The 24,191-nt window shown below is 42.0% G+C and carries 19 protein-coding genes; 5 read left to right on the forward strand and 14 right to left on the reverse strand.

All coding sequences use genetic code 11. The annotated features are described in order from the left end of the window. From CTER_RS24305 to CTER_RS24345, 9 genes are all read right to left on the reverse strand, one after another. A partial coding sequence (locus CTER_RS24305; RefSeq protein ID WP_004630446.1) for a cadherin-like beta sandwich domain-containing protein occupies positions 1-4,434 on the reverse strand: 4,434 nt, incomplete at its 3' end. Positions 4,435-4,659: 225 nt separating this feature from the next. Further along, positions 4,660-6,204 carry an alpha-L-rhamnosidase-related protein gene (locus CTER_RS24310; RefSeq protein ID WP_004630473.1) on the reverse strand — a complete coding sequence of 515 codons (1,545 nt, stop codon included), beginning with the start codon at positions 6,202-6,204 and terminating at the stop codon, positions 4,660-4,662. A 131-nt stretch (positions 6,205-6,335) separates the two neighbouring features. Continuing rightward, positions 6,336-8,108, reverse strand: coding sequence for a sensor histidine kinase (locus tag CTER_RS24315; protein WP_131469479.1), 1,773 nt, complete (start codon positions 8,106-8,108; stop codon positions 6,336-6,338). A 26-nt stretch (positions 8,109-8,134) separates the two neighbouring features. Beyond that, positions 8,135-9,577, reverse strand: a complete 1,443-nt coding sequence (locus CTER_RS24320; protein WP_004630423.1) for a response regulator transcription factor — start codon at positions 9,575-9,577, stop codon at positions 8,135-8,137. A 148-nt stretch (positions 9,578-9,725) separates the two neighbouring features. Continuing rightward, positions 9,726-11,423 carry an extracellular solute-binding protein gene (locus CTER_RS24325; protein WP_004630382.1) on the reverse strand — a complete coding sequence of 566 codons (1,698 nt, stop codon included), beginning with the start codon at positions 11,421-11,423 and terminating at the stop codon, positions 9,726-9,728. Between the two features lie 73 nt (positions 11,424-11,496). After that, positions 11,497-12,372: a carbohydrate ABC transporter permease gene (locus CTER_RS24330; RefSeq protein ID WP_004630506.1), complete on the reverse strand. Its 876-nt coding sequence runs from the start codon at positions 12,370-12,372 to the stop codon at positions 11,497-11,499. A 14-nt stretch (positions 12,373-12,386) separates the two neighbouring features. Beyond that, entirely contained in the window at positions 12,387-13,358 is a 972-nt protein-coding gene (locus CTER_RS24335; RefSeq protein WP_004630324.1) for an ABC transporter permease, read from the reverse strand. 165 nt (positions 13,359-13,523) lie between these two features. Continuing rightward, positions 13,524-15,713: a family 78 glycoside hydrolase catalytic domain gene (locus tag CTER_RS24340; protein ID WP_004630320.1), complete on the reverse strand. Its 2,190-nt coding sequence runs from the start codon at positions 15,711-15,713 to the stop codon at positions 13,524-13,526. A 558-nt stretch (positions 15,714-16,271) separates the two neighbouring features. After that, the gene (locus CTER_RS24345; RefSeq protein ID WP_004630371.1) at positions 16,272-17,198 is read right to left on the reverse strand and encodes an alpha/beta hydrolase; all 927 of its coding nucleotides are present in this window, start codon (positions 17,196-17,198) and stop codon (positions 16,272-16,274) included. A gap of 608 nt (positions 17,199-17,806) precedes the next feature. Here CTER_RS24345 and CTER_RS27825 point away from each other — a divergent pair. Next, entirely contained in the window at positions 17,807-18,028 is a 222-nt protein-coding gene (locus CTER_RS27825) for a helix-turn-helix domain-containing protein (protein ID WP_004630317.1), read from the forward strand. Between the two features lie 8 nt (positions 18,029-18,036). Here the strand turns inward: CTER_RS27825 and CTER_RS28980 are convergent, their stop codons facing one another. The 5 genes from CTER_RS28980 to CTER_RS24380 all read right to left on the reverse strand — a co-directional run bounded on the left by CTER_RS28980 (position 18,037) and on the right by CTER_RS24380 (position 21,815). Then, positions 18,037-19,833: a M56 family metallopeptidase gene (locus CTER_RS28980; RefSeq protein ID WP_004630390.1), complete on the reverse strand. Its 1,797-nt coding sequence runs from the start codon at positions 19,831-19,833 to the stop codon at positions 18,037-18,039. Further along, a complete protein-coding gene (locus CTER_RS24365; RefSeq protein ID WP_004630310.1) occupies positions 19,830-20,189 on the reverse strand; it encodes a BlaI/MecI/CopY family transcriptional regulator in 360 nt (119 codons plus the stop codon). The genes CTER_RS28980 and CTER_RS24365 overlap by 4 nt, the downstream gene beginning before the upstream one ends. Positions 20,190-20,392: 203 nt before the next feature. Beyond that, positions 20,393-21,262 carry a M23 family metallopeptidase gene (locus tag CTER_RS24370; protein WP_004630485.1) on the reverse strand — a complete coding sequence of 290 codons (870 nt, stop codon included), beginning with the start codon at positions 21,260-21,262 and terminating at the stop codon, positions 20,393-20,395. After that, entirely contained in the window at positions 21,259-21,471 is a 213-nt protein-coding gene (locus CTER_RS24375) for a helix-turn-helix transcriptional regulator (RefSeq protein ID WP_004630434.1), read from the reverse strand. Before CTER_RS24375 ends, CTER_RS24370 begins: the two co-directional genes overlap by 4 nt. A 2-nt stretch (positions 21,472-21,473) precedes the next feature. Next, the gene (locus tag CTER_RS24380) at positions 21,474-21,815 is read right to left on the reverse strand and encodes a DUF3796 domain-containing protein (RefSeq protein WP_004630395.1); all 342 of its coding nucleotides are present in this window, start codon (positions 21,813-21,815) and stop codon (positions 21,474-21,476) included. A 250-nt stretch (positions 21,816-22,065) separates the two neighbouring features. Between CTER_RS24380 and CTER_RS24385 the strand changes: the two genes are divergently transcribed. From CTER_RS24385 to CTER_RS24395, 4 genes are read left to right on the forward strand one after another with little or no spacing between them, the layout of a single operon-like run. Next, the gene (locus CTER_RS24385; RefSeq protein WP_004630444.1) at positions 22,066-22,254 is read left to right on the forward strand and encodes a MerR family transcriptional regulator; all 189 of its coding nucleotides are present in this window, start codon (positions 22,066-22,068) and stop codon (positions 22,252-22,254) included. Continuing rightward, complete coding sequence (locus CTER_RS24390; RefSeq protein ID WP_004630479.1) at positions 22,244-22,942, forward strand: response regulator transcription factor; 699 nt, start codon at positions 22,244-22,246, stop codon at positions 22,940-22,942. Before CTER_RS24385 ends, CTER_RS24390 begins: the two co-directional genes overlap by 11 nt. Then, a complete protein-coding gene (locus CTER_RS29210; RefSeq protein ID WP_341349554.1) occupies positions 22,939-23,334 on the forward strand; it encodes a hypothetical protein in 396 nt (131 codons plus the stop codon). Before CTER_RS24390 ends, CTER_RS29210 begins: the two co-directional genes overlap by 4 nt. Before the next feature lie 16 nt (positions 23,335-23,350). Continuing rightward, on the forward strand, positions 23,351-24,169 hold the full coding sequence (locus CTER_RS24395) for a sensor histidine kinase (protein WP_341349555.1): 819 nt from the start codon (positions 23,351-23,353) through the stop codon (positions 24,167-24,169). Positions 24,170-24,191: the final 22 nt, after the last annotated feature.

The following is a 24,191-nucleotide window of genomic DNA, read 5'->3' on the forward strand; positions in this document are numbered from 1 at the left end:
GCTTAATGTCGCATCGCTGCTCAGACCTGTTAATCTTGTGACGTCTATTGTGTATGTGGCAATTGTACCATCCTGTGCTGTAACTGCCACCGGGATACTGTTTTCTCCGGGTACAAGACTCACACTGCTTATAGCTCCCGATGAAGAGGGCACACCGTTTACAGTCAGGCTCCGGTATCCTGAAGAGTTTGCTGTCGGCGTAATATCTATGCTTGATACATTGTTTGCAACAGTGGCTGTATAGTTCTTGGTATCTGGTGTAAATATTGGTGACAGGGTCCCTTGACTTATTGTCAGATTGCTTAGTGTAGCATCACTTGTTTCTAAAAATGGCTGATTGTCAATGTCCACATATGTATTACCCGTGTTAAAATCTGCAGCATAAAATTCTATTTTGCTTATATCTGTAACAGCGCTTCTAAGTACACCCTGAGTAACCTTCTTAACACCATCTATATACAAATCAAATTTATCGGTATCAGTATCTATTACTTCTTTCAGCGTATACCACGTACCTGCCGTATATGGCTGTATAGTTTGCCAGCCTCCGTTGTATACCTTAATATTGCCATTATCAAATTGTATGGATACTGCTATGGCTCCATCACTGCCATATGCATAAGGCAAACACCATAAACTTCCGGCAGCTTCTCTTCTGACTTTTGCTTCTATTGTAACTATACCGCTTAGTGGATCAAGCACCTTGTACATGGTCGTTTTCGAGCCTGTCGCATTACCGGTTTTACTAATCAGTACACTCTTATCAGCAGCACTCGGAACCTCCTGCACAGTTACTGTACCTGCACTTGTGTCCAGGTTCCATCCCAAAGGTGCGCTGCCGGTGGTCATGGTGTTAAAGTTTGCGGTACTGGGAGTTACTTCTCTTGTGATGTCTATTGTATATGCGGCAGTTGTACCATCCTGTGCCGTAACCACCACCGGTATACTGTTTAATCCAACCGTAAGATTCACACTGCTTACAGTTCCTGACGCTGAGGCTGCACCGTTTACTGTCAGTGTCCGGTAAACTGCCGAGTTCGCTGTTGGTGTAATATCTATGGTTGATACATTGTTACCGACCAGGACTTTATAGTTACGAGTACCTGAACCAAATGCCGGTGACAAAGTCCCCTGACTGATTACCAAACCGCTTAATGCAGCATCACTGCTTTGAAATACTGCTCTTGTGATGACTATTGTGTATGTGGCAATTGTACCATCCTGTGCTGTTACCACCACGGGGATAATGTTTTCTCCCTCCGCAAGACTAACATAGCTTACAGCTCCCGACACTGAGGCTGCACCGTTTACTGTCAGACTCCGGTATACTGAAGATGTCACTGTTGGCGTAATATCTATGCTTGATACATTGTTTGCAACAGTGCCGGCATTATAGCTCATAATACCAGGTGTAAATGTTGGTGACAAAGTCCCCTTGCTTATTGCCAAACCGCTTAATGTGGCTTCACTGAATGAATATGGATCATTTTCAATGTCCACATATGTATCACCTGTGTTACCATCTGCTGCATAGAATTCTATTTTGCTTATATCTGTAACCGCATTTCCAAGTGTAAGCTGATCAACCTTCTTAACACCATCTATATACAAATCAAATAAATCGGTATCAGTATTTATTATTAATTTCAGAGTATACCACGTATCTGCAGTAAATGGTTGTACAGTTTGCCATATTCCTCCGTTATATGCCTTAATATCGCCATTATCAAATATAACAGATTCTGCCATAGTTCCATCACTGCTGTAGATATTAGGCAAATACCACACATTTGCAGTAGTATCTCTTTTGACTTTTGCCTCTATTGTCACTATGCCACTTAATGGGTTAAACGTCTTTAACATGGACGTCTTCCTACCTGCCGCAGCGTCAGACTTGCTCATCAATACACTCTTATCGGCAGAACTCGGAACCTCCTGTACCGTAACTGTGCCCCCGCTTGTGTCCAGTGTCCAGCCCAAAGGTGCACTGCCGGTGGACATGGTGTTAAAGTTATCAGCATCATTGAGCAGGATATAGTCTACAGCTGACGTATAGCTTGAAGAAGCCGGGTTCTTATCAGTTACTTTAAATTTAAAGGTATGCTTGCCGCCACTTAAAGTCACCGTACCCAAATCAACCTCTTGATTAACTGCTGTAGAGTCATACTGGTCAATGGGTGAACCCTGATCGACACCGTCAATTGACAATTGGGTAATGGCCCGGTTAGTATCCTTTTTAATACCAACCTTAACATTATAGGTACCCGCGGCAACAACGTTAACATCATTATATTGAATAAATTCGTTAACTCCCTGTAAATCAGCCCTGCTCCAGAAATCACTACTGGAAGTATTAAGCTCTTTGACAGCTGTCTTTACACGGCCGCTGGTTATGGCAGCTCCACCGTTAAAATTTTCTGCCTCATATATAGTATCATGGGTAGAAGAAATATTACCGTGAACTCTGACAACAGCCATAGAGTAAGCCGGACTTGAATAAGTGAGTTGATTACTGCTTACAGTGGCAGTGGTTTTACCCGTGCTGATTTCATTCCTATCTACACTGTAACCTTTGTCAATACCATTATATAAATAGCTGTCAAGGGCTGCTCTGTTCCCTGGAGTTATAGGTTTTACATAAGTAACATCCGCAGCAGGGGAAATATCCGACATACCGTTGATTGCGACAGTGGAGCTGATATCATTGGCGCTGTTATTGATAAGCTTTAGAATCAGGTCACCGGTTTCCGCATCTTTACCTGCCACAACTACAAGGTTTGAATCTCCGGATTGTTTGAACTGCACATTATAATCTGCCAAATTTTCCGACCACATCTTATCTACGTGGTAATTAGCAGTTTTAAACACGTTGGCATTATCAAAGTCTATTACTTTTCTTAGAAGTGTCCAGGAGGACATACTTAGAATATCACCATTTTTCTCGAATACCGCTTTATCCCTGGCAGTATCAATAGCATCTTCGAGTTCTCCATTCCTTGTATTGGAGCCATATTCTCCCAATATCACCTGCGGATAGGAGCGGTTATAGCTATTAATGAAATCTATCCAGCTAAGAGAACCTCTGTTAAAATAATAGTGAGCATCACTTCCATACGCATTTAAGCTTGCGTTAAAGTCATATCCATTGTTTTCCTGACCAACCCAAAATGCGGTATTTATCAGATTGAGTGAGGGATAAGCTTCATGAACCGCATTATATATTTTTGCGAGATCCGCTCTTAAATTAGGAGTATCATTCTCCTCGTTTCCCAAACCAAGGTACTGGATGTTAAACGGTGCCGGATGTCCCATAGCAGCACGTTTTGCCCCCCAGGTTGTCGCAGCATCGCCGTTGCAGAACTCTACAAAGTCCAGAGTATCCTGTGTGAGCTGAGCCATTTCTGCACTGGCAGGGTCAAGAGCACCGCCTCCGCATTTTGCACCAACAGGAAGACATGGTACGGCAACCGCGCCTATATCTTCACATAACTGCAGCCACTCATACATTCCGAATCCATTTGATATATGCTCTTTTGGCTCAGCTGTATTCCAGGCCGTATTGGAATACTCCTTGCGGCCTTCAACAGGCCCTATCTGATCCTTCCAATTATATTGGTAAGTATATTGATGTATTATACAACCGCCTGGAAAACGGATGAACTTATAATGCAGATCCTCAAGCGCAGTTCCAATGTCATTTCTTATACCATTTGGACGATTTTTAAAGGTTGTACTTGGAAATAACGAAATAAAGTCCAAATATACATCCCCTGTTCCATTAGCCACTACTACCAATTGTGCATTTTGGTCAGTGGTATTGGCAGTAATGCTGCCTGTATACTTAACCCAATCTGCAGTAAGAGAGCTTACAGCAGCAGTGCCATAGTTTGTACCTCCCTGGCTGTCAATTTCCAGAGTTAAGGATGAGCTGAAATTTGCTCCTCTTTTAGCATAGATGGAATAATTATATGTAGTTCCGGCTACCGTACTCAGTCCATACCACCCGGAATTGGACAATCCCACCCCACTTCCTGCATTCGAAACATTTATATGCACATAATGGGTATTGACGGAGTTAAGCGGGCTGCTGTTTTCCACTGTAATTGTTCCTGTGCCGCCATTACGGTTAACCTGTGTCCACCCTGCGAGGGGAGTATTATAGCCTGCCCCATCACCGGAATTAAATTCAAACGAGCGATTAAAAACCTTTTCTGCATAAAAGCCTCCGTCAACTTCCAAATGCAGGTCTTCAGAGAATCCACCTATCAGGAGCTGCGAGATTTTATTGCCGGTAACATTGGCATTTACTGTAACATTTGCTGTAGTTGCAGCCGCGTATGCAGGTTGGACTACTGTAAACATGCAAAGTACCATTGAAACTGCCAAGAATTGTGCCACATACTTTCTGATCCCTGTTTTTAAAAACATACACATATTATATGTCACTCCCCTTCACTTTTCTTATTTAATTGGTCTTAACCCAAAATCAAGCAGATCCTCCCATCTTTTATTAAACATGGTTCCTATACAGGAAATGATGATGGTAAAAACAATGAATTTGAACTCATGATACCATCCATTTCCATAGGATTTAATGTATAAATCTCAGATTCTTTTGTACTATTTTGGGTTTGTAGAGTTGAAAAGCTGTTCCTTGTTTTAACGCAGGAACTTTCTTATAAAATATGCGGGAGTACAGCTCCATGCATGGCAGTAGCTGTTTATGACATTACTTCCATATGGCGAAAAGAATTTGTCTTCAGGGTTGTACGATTCCCAGAAACAATCAGCTCCATCCTTTACCATTTCACCCCAATATCCCCTCATTTGTTCCAATGCCTTTTCCTTCATACCGCATAGGAACAGTGCATCAACAAAATGATGATACATATAGGGAGTATTCATTTTAATTGCTGGTGGATCTATAAACAATCTTTCTAATAAATTTGCATTTTCATTTTTACTGAAAACTTCTGCAAGTACCATCCAGATTTGTGATGCCCAGGATATTTGCGCGTTTTCACCACTGATAAAAAATCCTTTTTCGCTAATCCATAGGTGCTCAATTGCTGCTTTTGATACAAAATCAATTTTATATTTGATAAAATCTATGACCTTGTTCTGTTTTAACTCTTTTGCCAGATAAAGTCCCCTTTTCAGGCAGTATATAAGAACAGCCTGTGCAGATGCCTGCTTATTGAGCTCATTATGCCAATCGATAAAACACCACCATGACGGATCATCTTTAACTATCCCTTTTTCATTCAATCTTTCCAAAGCAAGCTCTAATTGTTTTAAGGCAACAGGCCAAAGTTTATCTAAAGTATCCATATCATTTGTTGCTGTGTAATAATCATACAAACTTGCTACAAAGAAGAGGGAGTAATCGTAAAGATAAATATCATCCACTAAAGGTTGTGGTTCTATAAAGACGCATGCTCCAATATGGCCGCTTTTAAGAGTCATCCCCCCAAAAAGATAAAGACAGCGCTTTACAAGGTTATAATTTTTAAAAGTATGATAATTTGCCAGAGCTTGCAGTCTTAAATCACCTATCCATAATCTCCTGTCTCTCTTCGGCCCGTCTTCAAATACTGATTGCATGCAATCCCGAAGTGTCTTTATGCTGATATTATCCATGACTCTCAAATCTTCTTGAATGGTATCTTCTAATTGTTCAATTTTTGATACATCTGCTGATGTAACCGAAGTAATATAAATATTTGAAAATGCCACTTTATATTTTTTTGAGGTGTCAATGACAATAATCTTCAAATACCGGAAACTGTACCGTCTGGGTAATTGTATCTCACAGGGAAGGACATCAATATTGACGAGTTCATCCTGAAGCCAGGAGCGGCTCAGCCTTCCGTCATAATTGTCAAAAGATTCTGCAATTTCACAAGGCATCTCTCCAAAAATCAGCTTCAACCTGAGAGGAGCATCTGGAGGGCTGCCTACAGCCTTTATTGATAAGTTAATATAACCCACCTGATGATCTCCAAAATCAATAACAAAGCTCTCATTTTTACCAAAAGATTTTAGTTCTAAATTTTCGATTTCTTCTAAATTATTAATTCTCCATCCTTGAAATACGTCCTTATCACCAACAACTTCAATTAAACGCTTCGGGAAAACAGTCGTTTTATTTATTTCAGGTTTAAGCTGTTGTGCAATATCAACAAATTTTTTATTGGTACTCATATTTATATATTACTCCCTTTCACTTATCTTATTTATTTGGTCTTAACCCAAACACCTGCATTATTTTTGCTCGAATGTAAGCAATATCATAACCTTAGAGTATCCCTGAACCATTGCTGCCAATCCGTCACTCAAAAAGCAGGCATTAATATTACCACTTTTGTCCCCTCATTCAATTTGCTATATATGAACAAACCATATTTTTCACCGAAGGTGAGTCTAATTCTTCTCTGAATATTCACTATCCCTACACCCCTTGAATCGCCATTTTCCGTACAATGGGAAAAGCTATCCAGCCTGTTTCGGATTTCTTCAAGCCTGGCTTCCTCTATTCCGGCACCATTATCCTTCACCTCAAAGCATATATCTCCTGCTTCATTACGAAAGCCTTTAATGCTTAACCGCCCGCCTTCTTCCATTTTCTCAAGTCCGTGATATAATGCATTTTCCACAACAGGCTGAAAAATCATTTTCAAGGTCTTAAAGTCCATAATAGAGTCGGGCACATCTACTTTTAAAGAGTACCTGTTTCCATACCTCAGGCCGACGATGTAAAGGTATTCACTGATACACGCCACTTCCTCCCGGATAAAAACGAGTTCATCCTTCCGTATGCTGTATCTGAAAATATTGGACATACTTGAAGAAATACAGGCAATTTCCGTAATTCCGTTGGCCAGGCCCATACCGCTGATACAGTTCAGGGTATTATAAAGGAAATGGGGGTTGATCTGACTTTGAAGCGCAGAAAATTCTGCTTGCTTTTTGGACAATTCCATTTCATACAATCTGGTCTGAGAATTGAAAATCCTCCTCGTCATATCCTCAATTTGATCCAGCATTTTATTAATATCCATGGCTAATATGCCAACTTCATTGGTTGACTGAACACGCAGTCTGAATCCAATATTGCTTACGCCGATTTTCTTCATATCCTTTACGAGTCCAATCACCGGATCCGTTATATTTCTCATAAATAAATATCCTATGGACACCAGAATAACCAATAAAATTATGCCCGTCATAATGCCAAAACTCTTCATGGACTGCATGTCACTGGTCAATTCGCTCATAGGAAGCACGCTTACAATCTTCCACCCTGCCATTCCCAGGTCTTTTTGCTGCAGAATGACTTTGTTGTTTTTATACATAACAGTCTTGCTGTCCTCAGAGCCCATTTGACTTCCAAGTGTGATATCGTAAAACAATTCACCCTGCTCCATTTTATTATTGGATGCAACGACCCTGTTTTCGCCATCCAGTACAATGAACAATGCATTGGGCGTGAGGTCCATCGTTGCAATAAGTTCCTGTATTGTGGAGGTATCAATCATGACGGTACATACGCCGATTTTTTTGAATAAATCTATCCTGCCGTTTGTATCTACGATGGGACTTATATAAAAAAAGAAAAACCTTCCTGTGCTGTTATCTTTGAAAACATTTGTAAACGTTGGCGATTTGAAGCTGTCCTCATTATAATTGTATTTATTTTGAAGCCTGGTGTGGATATCCGAGTTATAATCTAAAAAGGTAGCTGTAATCCTTCCCTTGTTATCTGTAATCCAGACACTGTATATGTTGGGATTTAAGGATTTTACATCTCCTAATACATCCGATGCAAAGGGTTCAAGGATTAATGAGCGCTCAACATGATTATCGGAATATATAAAATCCTGTATATGCTTATTGTAGGCAATGACATTGGCTGCAGATTCCACATCCTTAAAAATAGAATTTATTTTTATAGTTGTCTGATTAATAATCGTACTTTCATAATTTATAGCCCTTTCCCGGGTAAGTGTATAAAATCTGTAATAGTAAAAAAGCTGGACCAGTATCATAAGGACAACAGAAACTCCAACAAGGAAAGCAATCTGGTATTTAAGTTTGAACTTGTTCATACCCAAAGCTACACCCTCTCTCTCAGTTATTTTGTGTGGTTTTTCCGGTATTTTGCAGGAGGCATGCCGCAATATTTCTTAAATACCTTGTTGAAGTAGTAATAGTCGTTATAGCCCACTATTTCTGCCACTCTTTCTATTGAAAGATCGGTAGTCACCATCAGCTCACAAGCTTTTTCCGTTCTGAGACTGGCAATAAATTCGGAAAATGTCTTCCCGATAAATTTTTTAAAAAGTTCACAGCAATAAAACTGGTTAATATAAAATTTGACCGCCAGTTCCTTAAGATACAATTCCTGACTGAAATTAGCTTTGATATACTCCACCATTTTAATAAAAGATGCATTGATTTCCTGATCACAAAGAGACATGACCTTATCCGGACCCAATTCATTAAATACTTCCTGCAAATACCCGCATAAGGATTTAAAATCCTTAAACCGGGTACACAACTCAGAATAATTTAAAAATTCCAGATTAAAGTATGTACTTTTATCCTCAAATTTGTTATCCATAATGCTGACAATCTGATTCCAAAAATAGATGACTTCAGACATGCCAAGTCCCTGCACCACGAATAATTCCTGCAGCTCCTCAAGTATGCCCTGAAGCAATTCAAACTTTCTATTTGTTACAGCATTGGATATCTTATTCAATACAGGTTTTAGTATCTGGATATTGTTTGTATAGAAAAACACTCCTTTTTCGCCGCTGACAAATGTCTTTAGCGCCGCAATATCAGCTTCTTTAACCAATTTCTGAAAATCTTCCGCTTTTTCCACCCTGGTGCTGATGCCGGCACTTATAATATCCGGCTTTTTAAATAACTCTTCCTCCATTTTATCTGATGCTGCATTATCCTCCATGTTCACAATGTACTGGTATTTATTTACTCCTACCTTGATTCCCAGAAGATGATAACCTTCCAGTCCCTTTGAATTTTTTACATTATCATTCTCATTTTCAGAATATACTACCATGGAAAACCATACACCTTGAGTGTACTTATGTAAGAAGTCATCTATCACTGCACTTTTTCGTCCTGAAGTACCCTTTATCACCTCCATTAATTCATTATTTTGGAGGCTTCTTTTATTTTCAAGGTAAACATAAATTTTTTTCAGTAATTCATCTGTTTTGGATGGGTCCATAGGCTTCAGACAATAATCCAGTGCACCGTTGTGAATTGCCTCCAGCGCATAGGAAAATTCAGCGAAACCGCTGATAATGATAAATTCGGTATCAATCTTCTTTTGCCGGATGATCTTTATGAGCTCTATTCCATCAAAATTTGGCATCCGGATGTCGGTGAAAACCACGTCAGGATGTTCTGAACTGATGATATCTATTGCCTTTTTAGAACTGGTGGTCTCTCCAATAACCTCGAAACCATTTTCCTCCCAGTTAAATATTTTTCTGATCACAACCAACGCCCAAGGTTCATCATCTACAATCAATACACGGTACATAGCATCTACTCCTGTCCTATTTCTCCCATTATAGCATGGAGAACTCACCCCGTTCAAAATTCATAAAAAGTCCTGAATTGTGAACGATGTCGATCAAATCAGGACCTTTTTATGAATTTTATAATAGTGAATTATACTATACTTGTTTTTACCAGCTCAATTTTCTGTCTGAAATTTCCTTATCCAGAAGCTGGTACAAGTCATTGCTAAGTATTGAAGTCGATTTCTTATTTTTGTACCAGTCACTATAGAAGGAGTTAATATCCTTGCCGCCTGTTTTATCCCACAGATCATTCATATCCTTTTCTGCCTGTTCCGGCGTATATGCGCTGCCGCTGATAATGGCTTTATTCCAGATATCGGTAAGCTGCTGCATGATACTGTTGTAATTTTTAGCCATATCATTTGAAAGTGCCGGAATATCTTCGCTATAGGTAACACCGGGGTATGCAATTTTTGTATTGAAATATGTTTTTCTGTCAGCATCCCAGAGTGCGGACTGCTCTTTCTGAATCGGATCATTCAAATCATAGGGTCCGTGCGGGTTGTTGAATACTTCACGGGAACAAGCCATATATAAATCTCCTGTATAACTTACTTCCGTTTTATATTTGTCCGCATCTATAATTTGAGGATAGTCATCTGCCATTTTATAGTGTGTGCCTTCTATTCCAAACTTCAAGGTTTTTTTTGTGCTTTCCAGTGCCATAAAATCAATATATTTTATAACCGATTCGGGATCTTTGCATTTTGAGTTGATAAATCCAACAGCCTGAACCGTGTTCGCAATAATGGCGTTAAATTTACCCACCGGTGTTTCAGGAAGTTCTATTGGGATGATCTCTGCAGAAGGTACATTCTTTTTCAATGTTGCCAAACCGGGAATCATTTGATTTTCTTGAGCACAAATAATACCTACTCTGCCTGCAGTAATATCCTGTGTGGCCTTGGCTCCGTTTTTATCCATGAGGAATTCCTTGTCGCAGGCTCCGGTATCGTAAATCGCTTTTCTGAATTTCGTCCACTCAAGCAAAGGTTTTGTGTCATATACCAAATCCTCTCCCTTGACCGTATAAGGGAAACCTGCAATTTTTGTAGTCGGAGTGTTGAAGCCGAAAATCATCCTGCTTGTTTCACCTCCCAGAACTTCCGCAAAGCCTATTGAATCTGCTTTACCGCTGCCATTCAGGTCCTTTCCCGTGAATGCTTTAGCCACGTTTATCAGTTCGTCTATGGTTGCAGGTACTTTTAGATTCAGCTTATCCAGCCAATCCTTTCTTATGTATAAACCATCCAAAGGAGCGTTTTCCATCACTCTTCCGATCTGATACAATTTTCCGTCATCCATGGTTCCAACCTTTTCAAGTGCGGGGTTCTCTTTCATCCATTCCTTATATGTCGTACTGTATTTTTCAATCAAATCACCGATGGGCATCATCAAACCCTGCTGATAATACGGCTGTTTTAAGGTTGGATCATATTCCAGACATAAATCCGGTGCAGTTCCCGAAGCGAAAAGTATTCCGAACTTCTGTCCCGGATCTGATCTTGGGATTGCTACATAGGTTACATCCACAGGACCATTTTCATTAATCCACTTCGTCCACCTGTTATCGATAACAGTTCCTTCACTGGATGGAATATTCCCGCGATCATAAACGGAAACGGTTATACTTCCCCGATTTTCAGACTGTGCACCCGACTGTGAAGATTGTGCAGCCGCAGAACTGTCAGTACTGCTATTTTCGCTGTTTTTTCCGCCACAGCCTGTCAGAACCAAAGCAAACGATAAAACAGCCGCAAGTGACATGGACACGAATTTCTTTGCTTTTCCACTCATTTTCATTTCATTTTCCTCCTTAAAATTTTGGTTTGAATAAACTAAAAATGCTACCTTTTTTTAAATAAATTTTAAAATACTACCCTTTTATTGAACCAAGCATCACCCCCTTGATAAAAAACCTTTGCAGGAAAGGATAGACACAAAGCATCGGAAGCATCATAACAAATATACCTGCTGCCTGGATACCATCACCGGTCATATTTTTCGCGGTTTCCGGATCCAGAAAAGCGGCGTCCGTAAGCATTGTGCTGTTTCTGATCATCTCCTGTACAACCACTGTCATAGTATATTTCTTGGGGTCGGCAATAAACATAAGCGTATTTAAAAATTCATTCCAGTTTGCTACCATGTAAAATAACGTCATAGTAGCCAATAATGCTTTTGAAAGCGGCAATATGATCTGGAGCATAAGCCTGAATTCCCCACAGCCGTCAACATATGCCGCCTCGCTTAATTCTATGGGAATATTCTGAAAGAACGTCTTCATAATGAGTACATTATACGTACTGATCAGAGTAATCAGCCAAACTGAACCATAACTGTTTATCAGCCCTAAGGATTTCATCAGGATAAAATTTGGTAAAATGCCTCCCGATATCAGCATGGTAAAAACAATGAACTTGCTGAAAAAGGCACGGCCTTTAAAATATGGACGTGACAACGGATAGGCGGTCAGGATGGAAAAAACAAGATTTAGAATCACACCTGCCACAGTGAGGAGCAGACTGTTTTTAAACGCTCCTAGAATAGGGGATATTTTAAATAATGTTTTATAGGACTCCAGACTCCATTCCACAGGTAAAATGCTGACTTTCCCCGATACTACGGCATCCGCGCTGCTGACAGATATTGAAAACAGATTCAGCAACGGAATCAGGCAGGATAAGGCTGCCAGTGTCAAAAGTATATAGCAAAATGCATAAAATATTTTTTCTTCCCTGGATGCTTTCATGATTGCTCCTCCCCTTACCATAAGCTCTCGCCAAACTTACCGGCGATCTTATTTGATGTAAATATAAATAAAAATCCAATCAATGACTCCAAAAGCGACATGGCCGATGTAAGGCTGTAATTGCCTTGCTGTATTCCCACACGGAATATATAGGTAACAATAACATCGGCTACATCGTTCACAGCTGCATTCTGTAACATATAAATCTGATCGAAGCCCATCTGCATCACTCTTCCCAATGCCAGTATCAATACCACGATAATTGTTGATGTGATTCCAGGCAGTGTGACATGCCATATCTGTTTCAATTTTCCTGCGCCGTCCAATGCAGCCGATTCGTATAGTGCAGGATCTATGGCCGTCAGCGCTGATAAAAATAGAATTGCATTAAACCCTGCCTCCTTCCATATACCTGACCCAACAAATATCATAATCCAGGAATGCGGTGTATTCAAAAAAGGTACTGTATTCCCTGTAAGCATCTTTATGTAGTGATTGAGAATGCTTCCATTCCCCTGCCCGAAGATTGTAACAATCATTCCTGCCACGATTACCCAGGATAGAAAGTATGGAAGATATATCAAGGTCTGTACCGATGATTTAAACCACTTCTTTTTAATTTCATTGATCAGTATCGCCAGAATGATTGGCACTGGAAAACCTACAATGATACCGACCAGCCTCAGGAATACCGTATTGTATATTACTTTCAGACAGTAAGGATTTGAAAAAAGTAATTTAAAATTTTCAAATCCAACCCACTGGCTTCCCAGGATCCCATCCAGGATTCTGTAATCTTTAAAAGCAATGATCAGCCCACTGATGGGAATATACCGGAAAATCGTATAATAAATAATGATAGGAAAAAACATGATATAAAGCGGCAAACTTCTTTTTATATGCTGTGCATAGATTCTTTTTAAACGCATGACCCCATGCGGTGCGGCTGTTTCAGACCCGTAGTTCATTAATTTTTGCGACCCCATAAAAAATATCCTCTCTGAAATTAATTAAGACTAAACTTTGTAATTCCTCTTCTGAAACTATCATACAATGATTTCATGGATTTAAAATGTACACGATTTAGTTTATTTTTGTACAAAATTGGGTTTTAAAAACAGTATACAAGGCCTGAATTTGTTTCTGAGCATTTATCCGTTTGCATATGAGATTTTGATACCCTCTGGCGCGAATATTTCAGCTTTTCCGGACACACAGGAGACCCTGATGCGTCCCTTTACGGTCTGAATCTCAAGGCTTATATGTTCTAACACTGCAGGAATATGGGGCGTAAAGGAAATCTCTTCCCAACCGGGTTTTAAAGGCTTAAGTCCGAGTATATCTTCTATGATCACCGGAATCGGGCTGCTTGCCCACGGATGACATAAGCTGGTATTCCACTTCTGATCCTTTCCCCATGCCTCAAAGCAGGTAGTGGCACCTTCCTTCAGCATATTCCCCCAGGAATGGATATCCTCCAAGGTTATCAGCTGGTAGATCAGCTCATATTCTCCGGCATTTGCAAGACCCTTCAAAAGAAAATAAGTATTGTATACTCCACAATTTAATTTTTTGTCCTTAATCAGCTCAACAATGCTGTTTTTTGCTTCTTCCGGTGCAAGCCCGAAAAACAAGGCCAGCATATTTGAATGAAGCGAAGTGTGGCCTGAAACCGTGGAGTCTGCAAATAATTTAAGCTCTTCACGGTAAAAAGCTTTTTGATAAGCTTTCTCAAGCCTTGGCAAGTCATAGAGGTTCCTATCTCCAAGAATTCTTTTGATTTCATTTACAGTTTTAACCGCACCTATGTAAAAAGAATTGATAACATTATGGCAGCCCTCACCCACGACCTCCGAAAGATCAAAATCATATTCATCCCGCAAATTTTGAGGCCAATCTACAAGGTTCCACTTTTCTTTAACATTCTCTAAAAGTCCGTCAGTTCTCTGAAACTTTTTAAAATATTGCAGGATCCCTTCTGCAACCGGGTACATCTCTTCTAAAAACGCAAGCTCCCCACTCTGATGATAATAATTCAAAAGCTGCAGCGGCCATTGGAGGGAAAAATCTGCAATCTCCTGCATAAAGCTTCCGGGCGCCACCGCCATAAGCCCGGGACAGATAAAGGAAGAGGCTGCAAAATCCTGGAGGGTTTTTTTAAATAATCTTAAATCTCCCGAAAGATATAAATGGGCATGGGTTGTAACGGTAGCGTCTCCCAAATACTGACCCTTTTCTCTGCTGGGGCAATCTACAAAAACTTCCTGTGCCCCATATTTTACACCGTTTTTACATATTCCCCATACAGCATTCAGCAGAGGACTTGAAGAATGGAATATACACCGGTCCTCTGCAAAAGGGTAATGCCGGACTATGGCTGAAAAGCTGTCTGGCTCAAAGCACTGGGCCGGTCCCACCACTTCCGCATAGCGAAAGGCCTTGTAATCATAATATTCCAGCACATCATCCCCGCCCGACAGGGTCCACAGCTCCCGATAGATACAATTGCAGCGCAGCTTAAAACGAACATGCCTGAAATCATTCTCTTCCAATTCTTCTCCGCATAAAACCTCAATAGTCTGCCCTGGCTCCCCGCGGGCCCGCATTTTGAACTGGCCCGTAATTTCCTGTCCAAAATCTATCAAATAGTGTCCCTCTGCCAGGCTTACCACCTTCATGGGCTTTATTTCATAAATCTCGAGAGGCGGTGTCTGCTGTATGATCAGCCTGTGATCATCCTTTAGCTTGACACAAGCCTTCTGCCAGATTTCATCCGGATATCCGCATTCTCTCCAGCCAGACTCTTTTAGTCTCTGATCAATATTTTCGTTATACTGGGTTTCGTAGCCAAAGACTTCAGTTCCGACAAACTCATTGGCCCTTGTGTATTTCCAGGTAGCGTCGGTTTTCAGATACAGCTTATCCGAAACAAACAGCTCCGCAATAAGACCCTGCCTGTAATCCCCACTGTTCCAGACCCTGTTCACCAGACCCTGGTAGTATACGTGCACTGCAATTACATTATTTCCTTTTCTCAAATATTTGGAAACTTCGTACCGGTTATAGTTGTACTGGAAATGGTATGCGGGTGCAGGACCCTGTCCGATGAATCTGCCATTTATATAAAGCTTATAGTAATCATCTGCCGAAATATCCAAATAACTATGGCCAATGCTCCTGGTTAGCACAAATTCCTTGCGGACAAGCATATGATGGTTTTTTAAATGCTCCATATGTTTCGGTGCTTCCCTTGTATCCAACTGCTTATGAAACACATTCAGCGGCGTTAAACCTTCAAAAAGCCCATCTATAATCCAGCTGGCCTTCCAAATCTTTTCCATATTTTAGTCCCCATAATAATTTTTCTCAAAGATAGCCTTCACATGTAACTTCACACTTTCGAAAAGGATGATACAAAAAATAAAAGTGGGACAAAGCCTCCCCTTTTATCACTTGATAATTTTGATTACTGATAAACTTTTACATTATACCACGTATCCGGCCGTAAATGGCTGCAGAGTTTACCATATGAAATCCACCTATCAGACATCCTCCTCCTTATTTTTGAAAGTTTCGGGAATATTTTGCATGGCTTCACCAGCAGCTTAAAGTACAGCCACCGGTATTATTTATAATAGAATGCAGATAAAGTCTCACGGACAACGCCTGAACATATTTTTATTGTATATCCTGAAGTGTAAAAAGAAATGTAAAATATTGAGTAGATATTTGTAATTTATTGTGTCTATCTGAGAATTATAAGATATGAAATGCATACAATTTATTTTAGAAAATGAATTTACTTTTTCATTTAACTTATATCGCAATTTAAACAAAATAAAAACTCGCCGGTTTTCCGGCAAGCCTTCAGAAAAAGTGAAGATAGTGGGACTTGACAATCAAAGCTTAAAGGCTTTTCTCAAAGCCAGAATCCTTTTCGCCACACTCTGAGTTACAATTTCACTTTTTTCTGCAATCTCGAATCCGTGAACCGTTCCTGCGGTTTTATACAATTCAACATGAATTCCGCTTGACTGCAAGGCTTCTGCGAAATTTACTCCTTCGTCGCTTAAACAGTCAAATTCTGATACTTCAACATAAGAATCCGGTAAATTTTCAAAAGAAGCTGCCTCCATAGGAGATGCATATTCTCTTTTACCATACACTCCATTTCTGAGATACAATTCCCACATTTTTTTATTAAGCTTTGAATTCCACATAGGAGTATCTATGTAATTTTTAATGGATTTGGTAATCTGTCTTGCATCTGTTACAGGATAAATTAGCATTTGAAAACATATTTCAGGTGCTTTTCTATCGCGGGCCATAATACTGACGGCAGCAGCAAGCGCGCCACCCGCACTGTCCCCTCCGACAGCTATTTTATTTTTATCAATACCAAGAACTTCCGCGTTTTTGCAAACCCATTCAAAGGCGGCATAGCAATCTTCAACGCCCACAGGGAAAGCATATTTAGGTGCCAATCTATAATCCACGAAAATCACTTTGCAGGGTGTCCTTAATGCATATTGGCAGACTAAATTCTTGTGATAAGGCGCCGCTTTGAGGGCAAAGGCTCCTCCGTGAAAATAAATAAGGCAAGGTGCGCTTTTATCAATATCCTTTGGTGCGTAAATTGTCAGCTCAATCAATCCGTTTTGATAGCCTGTAATTTTTTCCTTTGTCAAGCTCACACCCTCGGCAGGTTTTATTTTATTAACGCTTTTTGACAGGAAAATATTTATAAGAGGTAAAAGCAAAGGAGATAAAGGAAGTTTCGTATTTTCATATTTTTTAAAGTCACTGTGAATATTGTATTTGCTCATGGACATTCTCCTTGTCATCAATGTTTCCGCTTATATATAATAATATAACCTTTTACGCATTAAATTGAAACAGATAATTTTTTGAGCTAATTGACAGCGTTTGACGTTCAGACAAGCAGGCTGTCGGCCTGATATTGTAACAGTTGAATCACAAGATAGAAGTATTTTACTGGATATGTTATCAGACAAAGCATTATTATCAGTCTATTCATAATCCACCTCATCTTTTAAATTTAGTTTCTTCGAATACACTTTCATTATTAACGGAAATTATGTTCGCCCCTTGCTTTTTTTATTGGCGAATATTTTATGAGGTACTATACCATAAAAAATCAGATAATTTGAATATATACTCAACTTCAAAATTCCTCCCATTTTCAATGTCTTCCAGTACATTTTTACGTATCCCCGATAATACCGACAATTCTTTATCGACCAACCCCCTATTTCTCTCATAAATTTGAAGTTTTCACGCATGACTTGAATTTCGCTCCAATATTGTTTTTCTTTACTCATATAATCACCTCAATAACATTCTACTATAATTTGATAGTAAAACAAACACTATCTTTTGGTAGTAAAATATAATTCCTTTTGAGGTGGTAAAAGTGACTGTATACCGGAGATTAAAAGACTGTCGGAATGATAACGATTTAACACAAACACAAGTGGCTGAATTATTAGGCATTGACCAACGTGTTTATAGCAATTATGAAACAGGAAAAAGGGAAATTCCGGTTAGGTATCTAATAGCCCTGGCACTGCACTATAAAACAAGTATAGATTATTTGGTCGGTTTAACAAACAACCCCAATCCTTATGGGCGTTAATGTGCATATCAGAGTAAAGTGTACCCTTTGTCAAGGACAATTTGGTTTTTATTTTCAATAAGATAATATTGATAATGTATTAACATTGCTTTTGGAATAGTCAATGGGTATACATCCGTAAGTACCTGTGTTTCAAATTCTCGGTTTAATAAATTCGGAGCAACATAAGCGGTAGCCATAGCTTTACCCTCCATGATCTGGCCCTTAAGTCCCGTCTGTCCGCCCTTTTCAAGCTCGGAGAACATATAGGGCAGGGCTTTCGCATCCATGGCAAGGATTGCGTTGTATTCGGCCCGATTGGCGTCGATATAATCCTGCGGATTGGAGGAGGTCAGCGGCGAGGACATGATAATATCGATGTTTTGCCCGATGGACCTTTCTGCCTCTTTGAGGCCATTCCCGGCAGACGGAGGGAGCTGCTCCGATTTTTTTCTGAACCATTCCAGCATACGGCGGCACTCGGAATACGGCAGTCCCCAAATATCCGACTCTCCGCTTTGCGTCAGACGGGTCAGCGCCAGCTTATATTCATACTCGCCGTGGAAGATATCCCAGTCCTTATGATGATAGAGCAGCAACATATAGGTTGTGCTTTCCGGATTCTCCCGGTCATCCGCCTCAACGGAAAGGGTATAGTAGACAGGATACAATTCATCGTAAGTAGGCCGGTATCGTTCGGGAATGCGGCTTCTACTTGCCGTGTTGATCAGCTCTATGACAGGGCCCCATTCATCCTGATCTACGGCATATGCCTGCTTATTGTCGTCCTGCTCCGCAGTCCAACTCATATTCTTCACATTCTCCGCCGTCAGATCGGAGCGGCCTGCTTGGGGATTGGCGAGCAGAAGGAAAACAGCGGCCGACAGTATGACGACCGAAGCAATGATTACCCAAAACGCAGGCTTTTTATAACGGAGCGCATTTTTTATCCGCGCCGCCACATGGCTCTCGCCGAAAGCCAGAGGACTCGCCGCGGGAAGCCCCTTTCCTTTCACCGACAGCGACAGCAGAGAGCCGGCGTAGCCGCCTTTCACACCAGCGCCCAGTCTGCGCAGCACACTTTCGTCGCAGGACATCTCCATGTCCCGGCTCATGAGCAAAAAGGACAGCCACATCAGCGGATTGACCCAATGAAGGCTGAGCGAAAAAAAAGCGAGGGGCTTTATGAGGTAATCCCGCCTGCGGATATGCGTGCGCTCGTGTTCCAACAAATAGGGCAGGCCAACCTCCCCGACGTTCACGGGCACATAGATTTTCGGGTGGATAAAGCCGCATACCAACGCCGTACCGATAGCGTCGGTCTCAAAGACATTGCCCTCCACGAAAGTTGCGGTTTGGAGCTTTCCTCTGATTTTCACATAGGAGACGACGCTGTAAATCAGCATCGCAATCACTCCGGTGATCCAGATAAGGCTTAAGACGGCTATCCATATCTGCATGGGATTTGTGCCTGCAGCCGGGACAGCCTGGGGCAGGACTGCGTTTACCGCGTTGCCAATACCGTGGGCGCCATATTGTATTGCAGGCGCTGGTAACTGTCCGATATCCCTCGGCACAAATTCAACCGCACTTCTGCCTTGTGCCATATTTAGGTGAACCGGTTTGACCAAACTTAGAAAGCTGAAAACCGAAACGAAAGAAAACGGGAAAACAAGCCGCAAAAGCACTGGAGCCCACAGGATATATGAAAAAATCTTCGGCGCCTTCCTTAACAACAGGCGGATAAGGATCACGCCGACAGAAACATAGGAGGCGGTTATGCTCATGTTCAGGACGGCCGTGAATACATCCTGCAGGGCGTTCATTTTACCGCCTCCTCAATGATCCGCTTCAGCTCCTCGGCCTCCTGTTCGGAAAGCTTCCTTTCATCAAGAAAAGCGGTCAGGAATTTCGGCAGCGATCCGGCAAAGGCTTTTCCAACCACGGCGCCGCTCTCATATTTTTGCACTTCCTCACACTTGATAAGCGCGGTAACAATCGCGTCTCTGTTTTGCAGAATGCCGCGGTCACAAAGCTTTTTCAGTACCGTATAAGTGGTTGATTTCTTCCAGCCGAGCCTGTCACTGCACAGCCGCACAAGCTCCGTAGAGTTGATCGGCTCTTCGTCCCAAATAATGTTGATGAATTTATATTCAGCGTCAAACAGCTTATATCTTTCCATGCGGGCATCTCCTTAAGTTTATTGCAATAGACCTCGGATATAAGTCTATCGCAATAAACCTTTTTTTGTCAATAGCTCCGGGTGACATCGGCTCAATCAGCACAATAACCGGCAACATTAACACATACAACTCTAATTCGGTACGGTTCGTTGCTATTGCGAGAATCGCGGATACAAGGGTTAATCCTCAGAAAACCACTGTATTACATGTTTGAAACACTCTGACCACGCATGATATATTTTTTCACTGCTGCGGAGGCAGGTGAAACGGGACGGGGATCAAACGCAGAATAGTTGGTGGCAGGTTGTGCCGAAATATTGGTAAATTCGATGGGCAACCCTGCCGAAGTATAAAAGCTCATTCCATCCTGCAGGTGGAAATGAAGATGCGGTTCAGAAGTGTTACCCGAATTACCGCAAGAAGCAATACACTGTCCGCGTTTTACTTTATCGCCAACCTTCACACGGATGCTTGCGGGCTTCAAATGGGCCAAAAGCCCGTATTCCTTATCGGAGTGACGAATGAGTATGTAGTTGCCCCGTATATCCCGCGCAGAGCAATCAACCTTGCCCTTGCCTAACAGGAGGCTGTCGGGGTATCCGGCTCGCACCTCAACCACTTCACCATCCGCGGGAACTAAAACTTCTTTGCTGTAACAATAATAGTCTGTTGCGTTTGTTTGGTCGCCGGAAAAGCTGTGTCCTTCCTCATCGAGAATCACGAAATCATAAGCATACCGTTGTGTCTGGATTCCCCATGAATGGGAAGATGCCTTGTCAACACCTCCGTTTACCGCTGTCCATACGCCCTGAAAGGGCAGAGAATATTGCACTTTACATTGGTAATTCTCTGCATTTGGTATGTGAGAGCCGTACCGGAAAAGAACGGTCAGCATACCCCATAACTGTTTTAGAGACTGTAGAAAAACAGGCAGATTATAAAAGATACCGACAAAGCCAAAGAGCCAGAACAGCCATAAGAAATTCAACAGCTTATTATCAAAAATCAGGCTCAGCAGACCTAAAAGCCCTAAGTATTGGATTTTATCGCAAAGCCGCACCAAACGTTTCAACCTTTTCCCTCCTCACTAAACGAAAACAGTTCCTCCACCGTACAGGAAAACACCTTGGCAATATCCATAGCGAGCTTCAACGATGGGTTATATCGGCCTTTTTCCAGATTGATAATAGTTTCCCGCCGCACACCGACCAGCCCAGCCAGTTCGTCCTGTGTCAAATTCTGCAGTGCCCTGTACTCACGCATTTTCGTAATCAAAGCCATGTTCAGCACCCCCGCTGTTCTTTTATCTCAAGAACCATGAGGGCAATAGTAAAGCAGAACACAGAAACGACATAGCAGGATGCCAACGCCATATTGCTTGTTATAAATTCCGGGAATAGAGTACGTATAATGAGTGCAAGCCCGGTGGCGCCCACCCCCGAAAAGAAGCCGATACTTGCTGCTCTTCTGACATTCTGTTGAAACATTTCATCCGGTGTCACAAAGAAATAGCGGACATAATAAGTAAAACCCAAAAAACCTAGGAATGGCTTATGTTCCGTAACTATGCCCAAAATCCCTATAAGCGCAAGTATGGATAAAAATCCTAATTTATTAACTTTCATAGCGGGTCTCCAATAGTGGTATATTTATAACATTATGTTAGAAATATACCACTATGAAGATCTCATGTCAATAAGCCTGAAGAATCTGTAACTATTAAGCGATAAATCATTCATATGAAGCAAACTTAATAGGCCAAAAATGAATAGGGCTACCTCATAGGGAATGGAGGAGATTCCTTAAGAACGGTTTGTTTGCTTTTATTCGTTTCTCCGTATATACTAAAAGAAACATTCGATGCGGAGGACAAATATGCTTGACTATATTTCCGTGCAACAGGCGGCTGATAAATGGGGAATTTCAGAGCGCAGGATTCAGAAGCTCTGCGAAGAAAGCCGGATTGACGGAGCAGTCCGATTTGGACATGCCTGGGCGATACCGAAAGCTGTGGAAAAGCCGGCAGATAAACGGAAGACAAGGAGGACCCGTGATGAGAAATAGAATTTTACTTTTAGAAGATGATATCAGCCTGATTGACGGTTTGCAGTATTCACTGAAGAAAAATGGGTTTGAACTTGAAATAGCCCGAACAGTCAAGGAGGCTATCGGATTCATTTCAGAGAACCGATTTGACCTGCTGCTGCTCGATGTCGCCTTGCCCGACGGAACGGGCTTTTCCGTATGCGAACAGGTGAGAAAGAGTGGAAATCAGATCCCTATTATTTTTTTGACCGCTTCCGACGAAGAAGTCAATGTAATCCGGGGACTTGACAGCGGCGGGGATGATTACATTACAAAGCCTTTTAAGCTTGGCGAATTATGCTCGCGCATCAGCGCGCTTCTGCGACGAGCCGGCGTTTCCAAACCATCGCAGTCAAACACGCTCGATCTCGGGGACATTTCGATCTATTTGCTTGGAAGCCGCGTTTTGCTTAAAGGAAAGCCTTTGGAATTGACAGGCGCTGAATATCGGCTTCTCTGCCTGTTGGTTCGAAACGCCGGGCACGTGACGACACGAAACGTAATATTGAATGAACTGTGGGACGGCACCGGGGACTTTGTCGATGACAATACGCTTTCCGTTTATATCCGCCGCCTGCGGGAAAAGGTGGAGGACGATCCGTCGCATCCCGAACGCCTGATCACGGTGCGGGGGTTCGGCTACCAGTGGAAAGAGGTGTCAGAATGAGCTTTTGGAGAGAAAAACAGTCCCGACATTTTTTCCTTGGCCTGATCGCCCTTTCGATCCTTTTGCTTGGCTTTGGCTCGTTACTGTGTATAGGACAAACGCAGGCCGCAAAAGAAATGCTGCTGTCACACGACAGCGCCGTTGCCGGTTCCCTTTTGGATCAGGGGGTATCGCCGGATATAATTGCTTCCGCTGTCGCGAACACACAGGACGATGGGCAAGGGAAAATTTTTCTCACACAGCTCGGCTATACGGAAGAAACCTCCGCCCGTTTTCTGCCTGCCGTCTCCGGTTTTGAGGCAGTTACCTTTCGGGCGGTTCTATTCGGTACGCTGAGCTTTCTAGTCATTCTCCTCGCTTTATGCTGCGCTTTTTTTTATCAGAAGAGATAGGCTGTACCGCCAGGCCATGAACGTCATTCTTGCGTTTTCGGAAGGCAATTTCACGGCGCATTTGCCGCGCTCGGACGAAGGCACCCTGTATCGGCTGTTCGCTTCCGTCGACAGCCTCGCGTCTGCACTGCAGGCCAAGGGAGAAACGGAATATCAGATAAAGGAATTTTTGAAAAACACGGTTTCGGATATTTCCCATCAATTAAAAACACCCCTCGCAGCGCTTAATATGTACAACGAGATTATTTCGGAAGAGCCGGATAACCCCGCGGCCGTCGCCGAGTTTTCGCAAAAAACAACGACGGCTCTCGGCCGCATGGAGCAGCTGATACAGTCGCTTCTCAAAATCACACGCCTTGATGCCGGAAGCATCCCGTTTGAAAAAGCACCGCATCGGATATCCGAAATTGCGGCGCAGGCAATTTCGGAATTGACGACAAGGGCCAGCCATGAAGAAAAACAGATCATCGTAAGCGGACAGCCGGAGGAACAGCTTGTCTGTGATTTTGGGTGGACAAGCGAGGCCGTGGGGAATATCGTCAAGAATGCTTTGGACCACACAGGCCTCGACGGTCATATCCATATTTCGTGGGAACGGTCTCCGGCTATGGTGCGTATTACAATTACGGATGATGGAGTCGGCATTGCCCCGGAAGATATCCATCATATTTTCAAACGCTTTTACCGCAGTAAAAATTCCAAGGATATACAAGGCGTCGGCCTTGGCCTTTCCTTAGCAAAAGCCATTGTCGAGGGCCAGGGAGGGATTCTGTCCGTACAGAGCACCCCCAATGTCGGTACGACCTTCATCTTATCCTTCCTTACAGAATTGTAAGCTGATCGTCACCTGGGTGTAA

It is taken from the genome of Ruminiclostridium cellobioparum subsp. termitidis CT1112 (assembly GCF_000350485.1).
In the GTDB taxonomy this organism is placed as follows: Bacteria; Bacillota; Clostridia; order Acetivibrionales; family DSM-1351; genus Ruminiclostridium; species Ruminiclostridium termitidis.

Excerpts from the sequence above, each read along its gene's own strand:
- CTER_RS24330 (WP_004630506.1), bottom strand. The coding sequence starts at position 12,372 with ATGAAAGCATCCAGGGAAGAAAAAATATTTTATGCATTTTGCTATATA.
- CTER_RS28980 (WP_004630390.1), bottom strand. The coding sequence starts at position 19,833 with ATGAACGCCCTGCAGGATGTATTCACGGCCGTCCTGAACATGAGCATA.
- CTER_RS24385 (WP_004630444.1), top strand. The coding sequence starts at position 22,066 with ATGCTTGACTATATTTCCGTGCAACAGGCGGCTGATAAATGGGGAATT.
- CTER_RS24315 (WP_131469479.1), bottom strand. The coding sequence starts at position 8,108 with ATGAACAAGTTCAAACTTAAATACCAGATTGCTTTCCTTGTTGGAGTT.
- CTER_RS24340 (WP_004630320.1), bottom strand. The coding sequence starts at position 15,713 with ATGGAAAAGATTTGGAAGGCCAGCTGGATTATAGATGGGCTTTTTGAA.
- CTER_RS24335 (WP_004630324.1), bottom strand. The coding sequence starts at position 13,358 with ATGGGGTCGCAAAAATTAATGAACTACGGGTCTGAAACAGCCGCACCG.
- CTER_RS24390 (WP_004630479.1), top strand. The coding sequence starts at position 22,244 with ATGAGAAATAGAATTTTACTTTTAGAAGATGATATCAGCCTGATTGAC.
- CTER_RS24310 (WP_004630473.1), bottom strand. The coding sequence starts at position 6,204 with ATGAGTACCAATAAAAAATTTGTTGATATTGCACAACAGCTTAAACCT.
- CTER_RS24345 (WP_004630371.1), bottom strand. The coding sequence starts at position 17,198 with ATGAGCAAATACAATATTCACAGTGACTTTAAAAAATATGAAAATACG.
- CTER_RS24375 (WP_004630434.1), bottom strand. The coding sequence starts at position 21,471 with ATGGCTTTGATTACGAAAATGCGTGAGTACAGGGCACTGCAGAATTTG.
- CTER_RS24365 (WP_004630310.1), bottom strand. The coding sequence starts at position 20,189 with ATGGAAAGATATAAGCTGTTTGACGCTGAATATAAATTCATCAACATT.
- CTER_RS24320 (WP_004630423.1), bottom strand. The coding sequence starts at position 9,577 with ATGTACCGTGTATTGATTGTAGATGATGAACCTTGGGCGTTGGTTGTG.
- CTER_RS24325 (WP_004630382.1), bottom strand. The coding sequence starts at position 11,423 with ATGAAAATGAGTGGAAAAGCAAAGAAATTCGTGTCCATGTCACTTGCG.
- CTER_RS24395 (WP_341349555.1), top strand. The coding sequence starts at position 23,351 with ATGAACGTCATTCTTGCGTTTTCGGAAGGCAATTTCACGGCGCATTTG.
- CTER_RS24380 (WP_004630395.1), bottom strand. The coding sequence starts at position 21,815 with ATGAAAGTTAATAAATTAGGATTTTTATCCATACTTGCGCTTATAGGG.
- CTER_RS29210 (WP_341349554.1), top strand. The coding sequence starts at position 22,939 with ATGAGCTTTTGGAGAGAAAAACAGTCCCGACATTTTTTCCTTGGCCTG.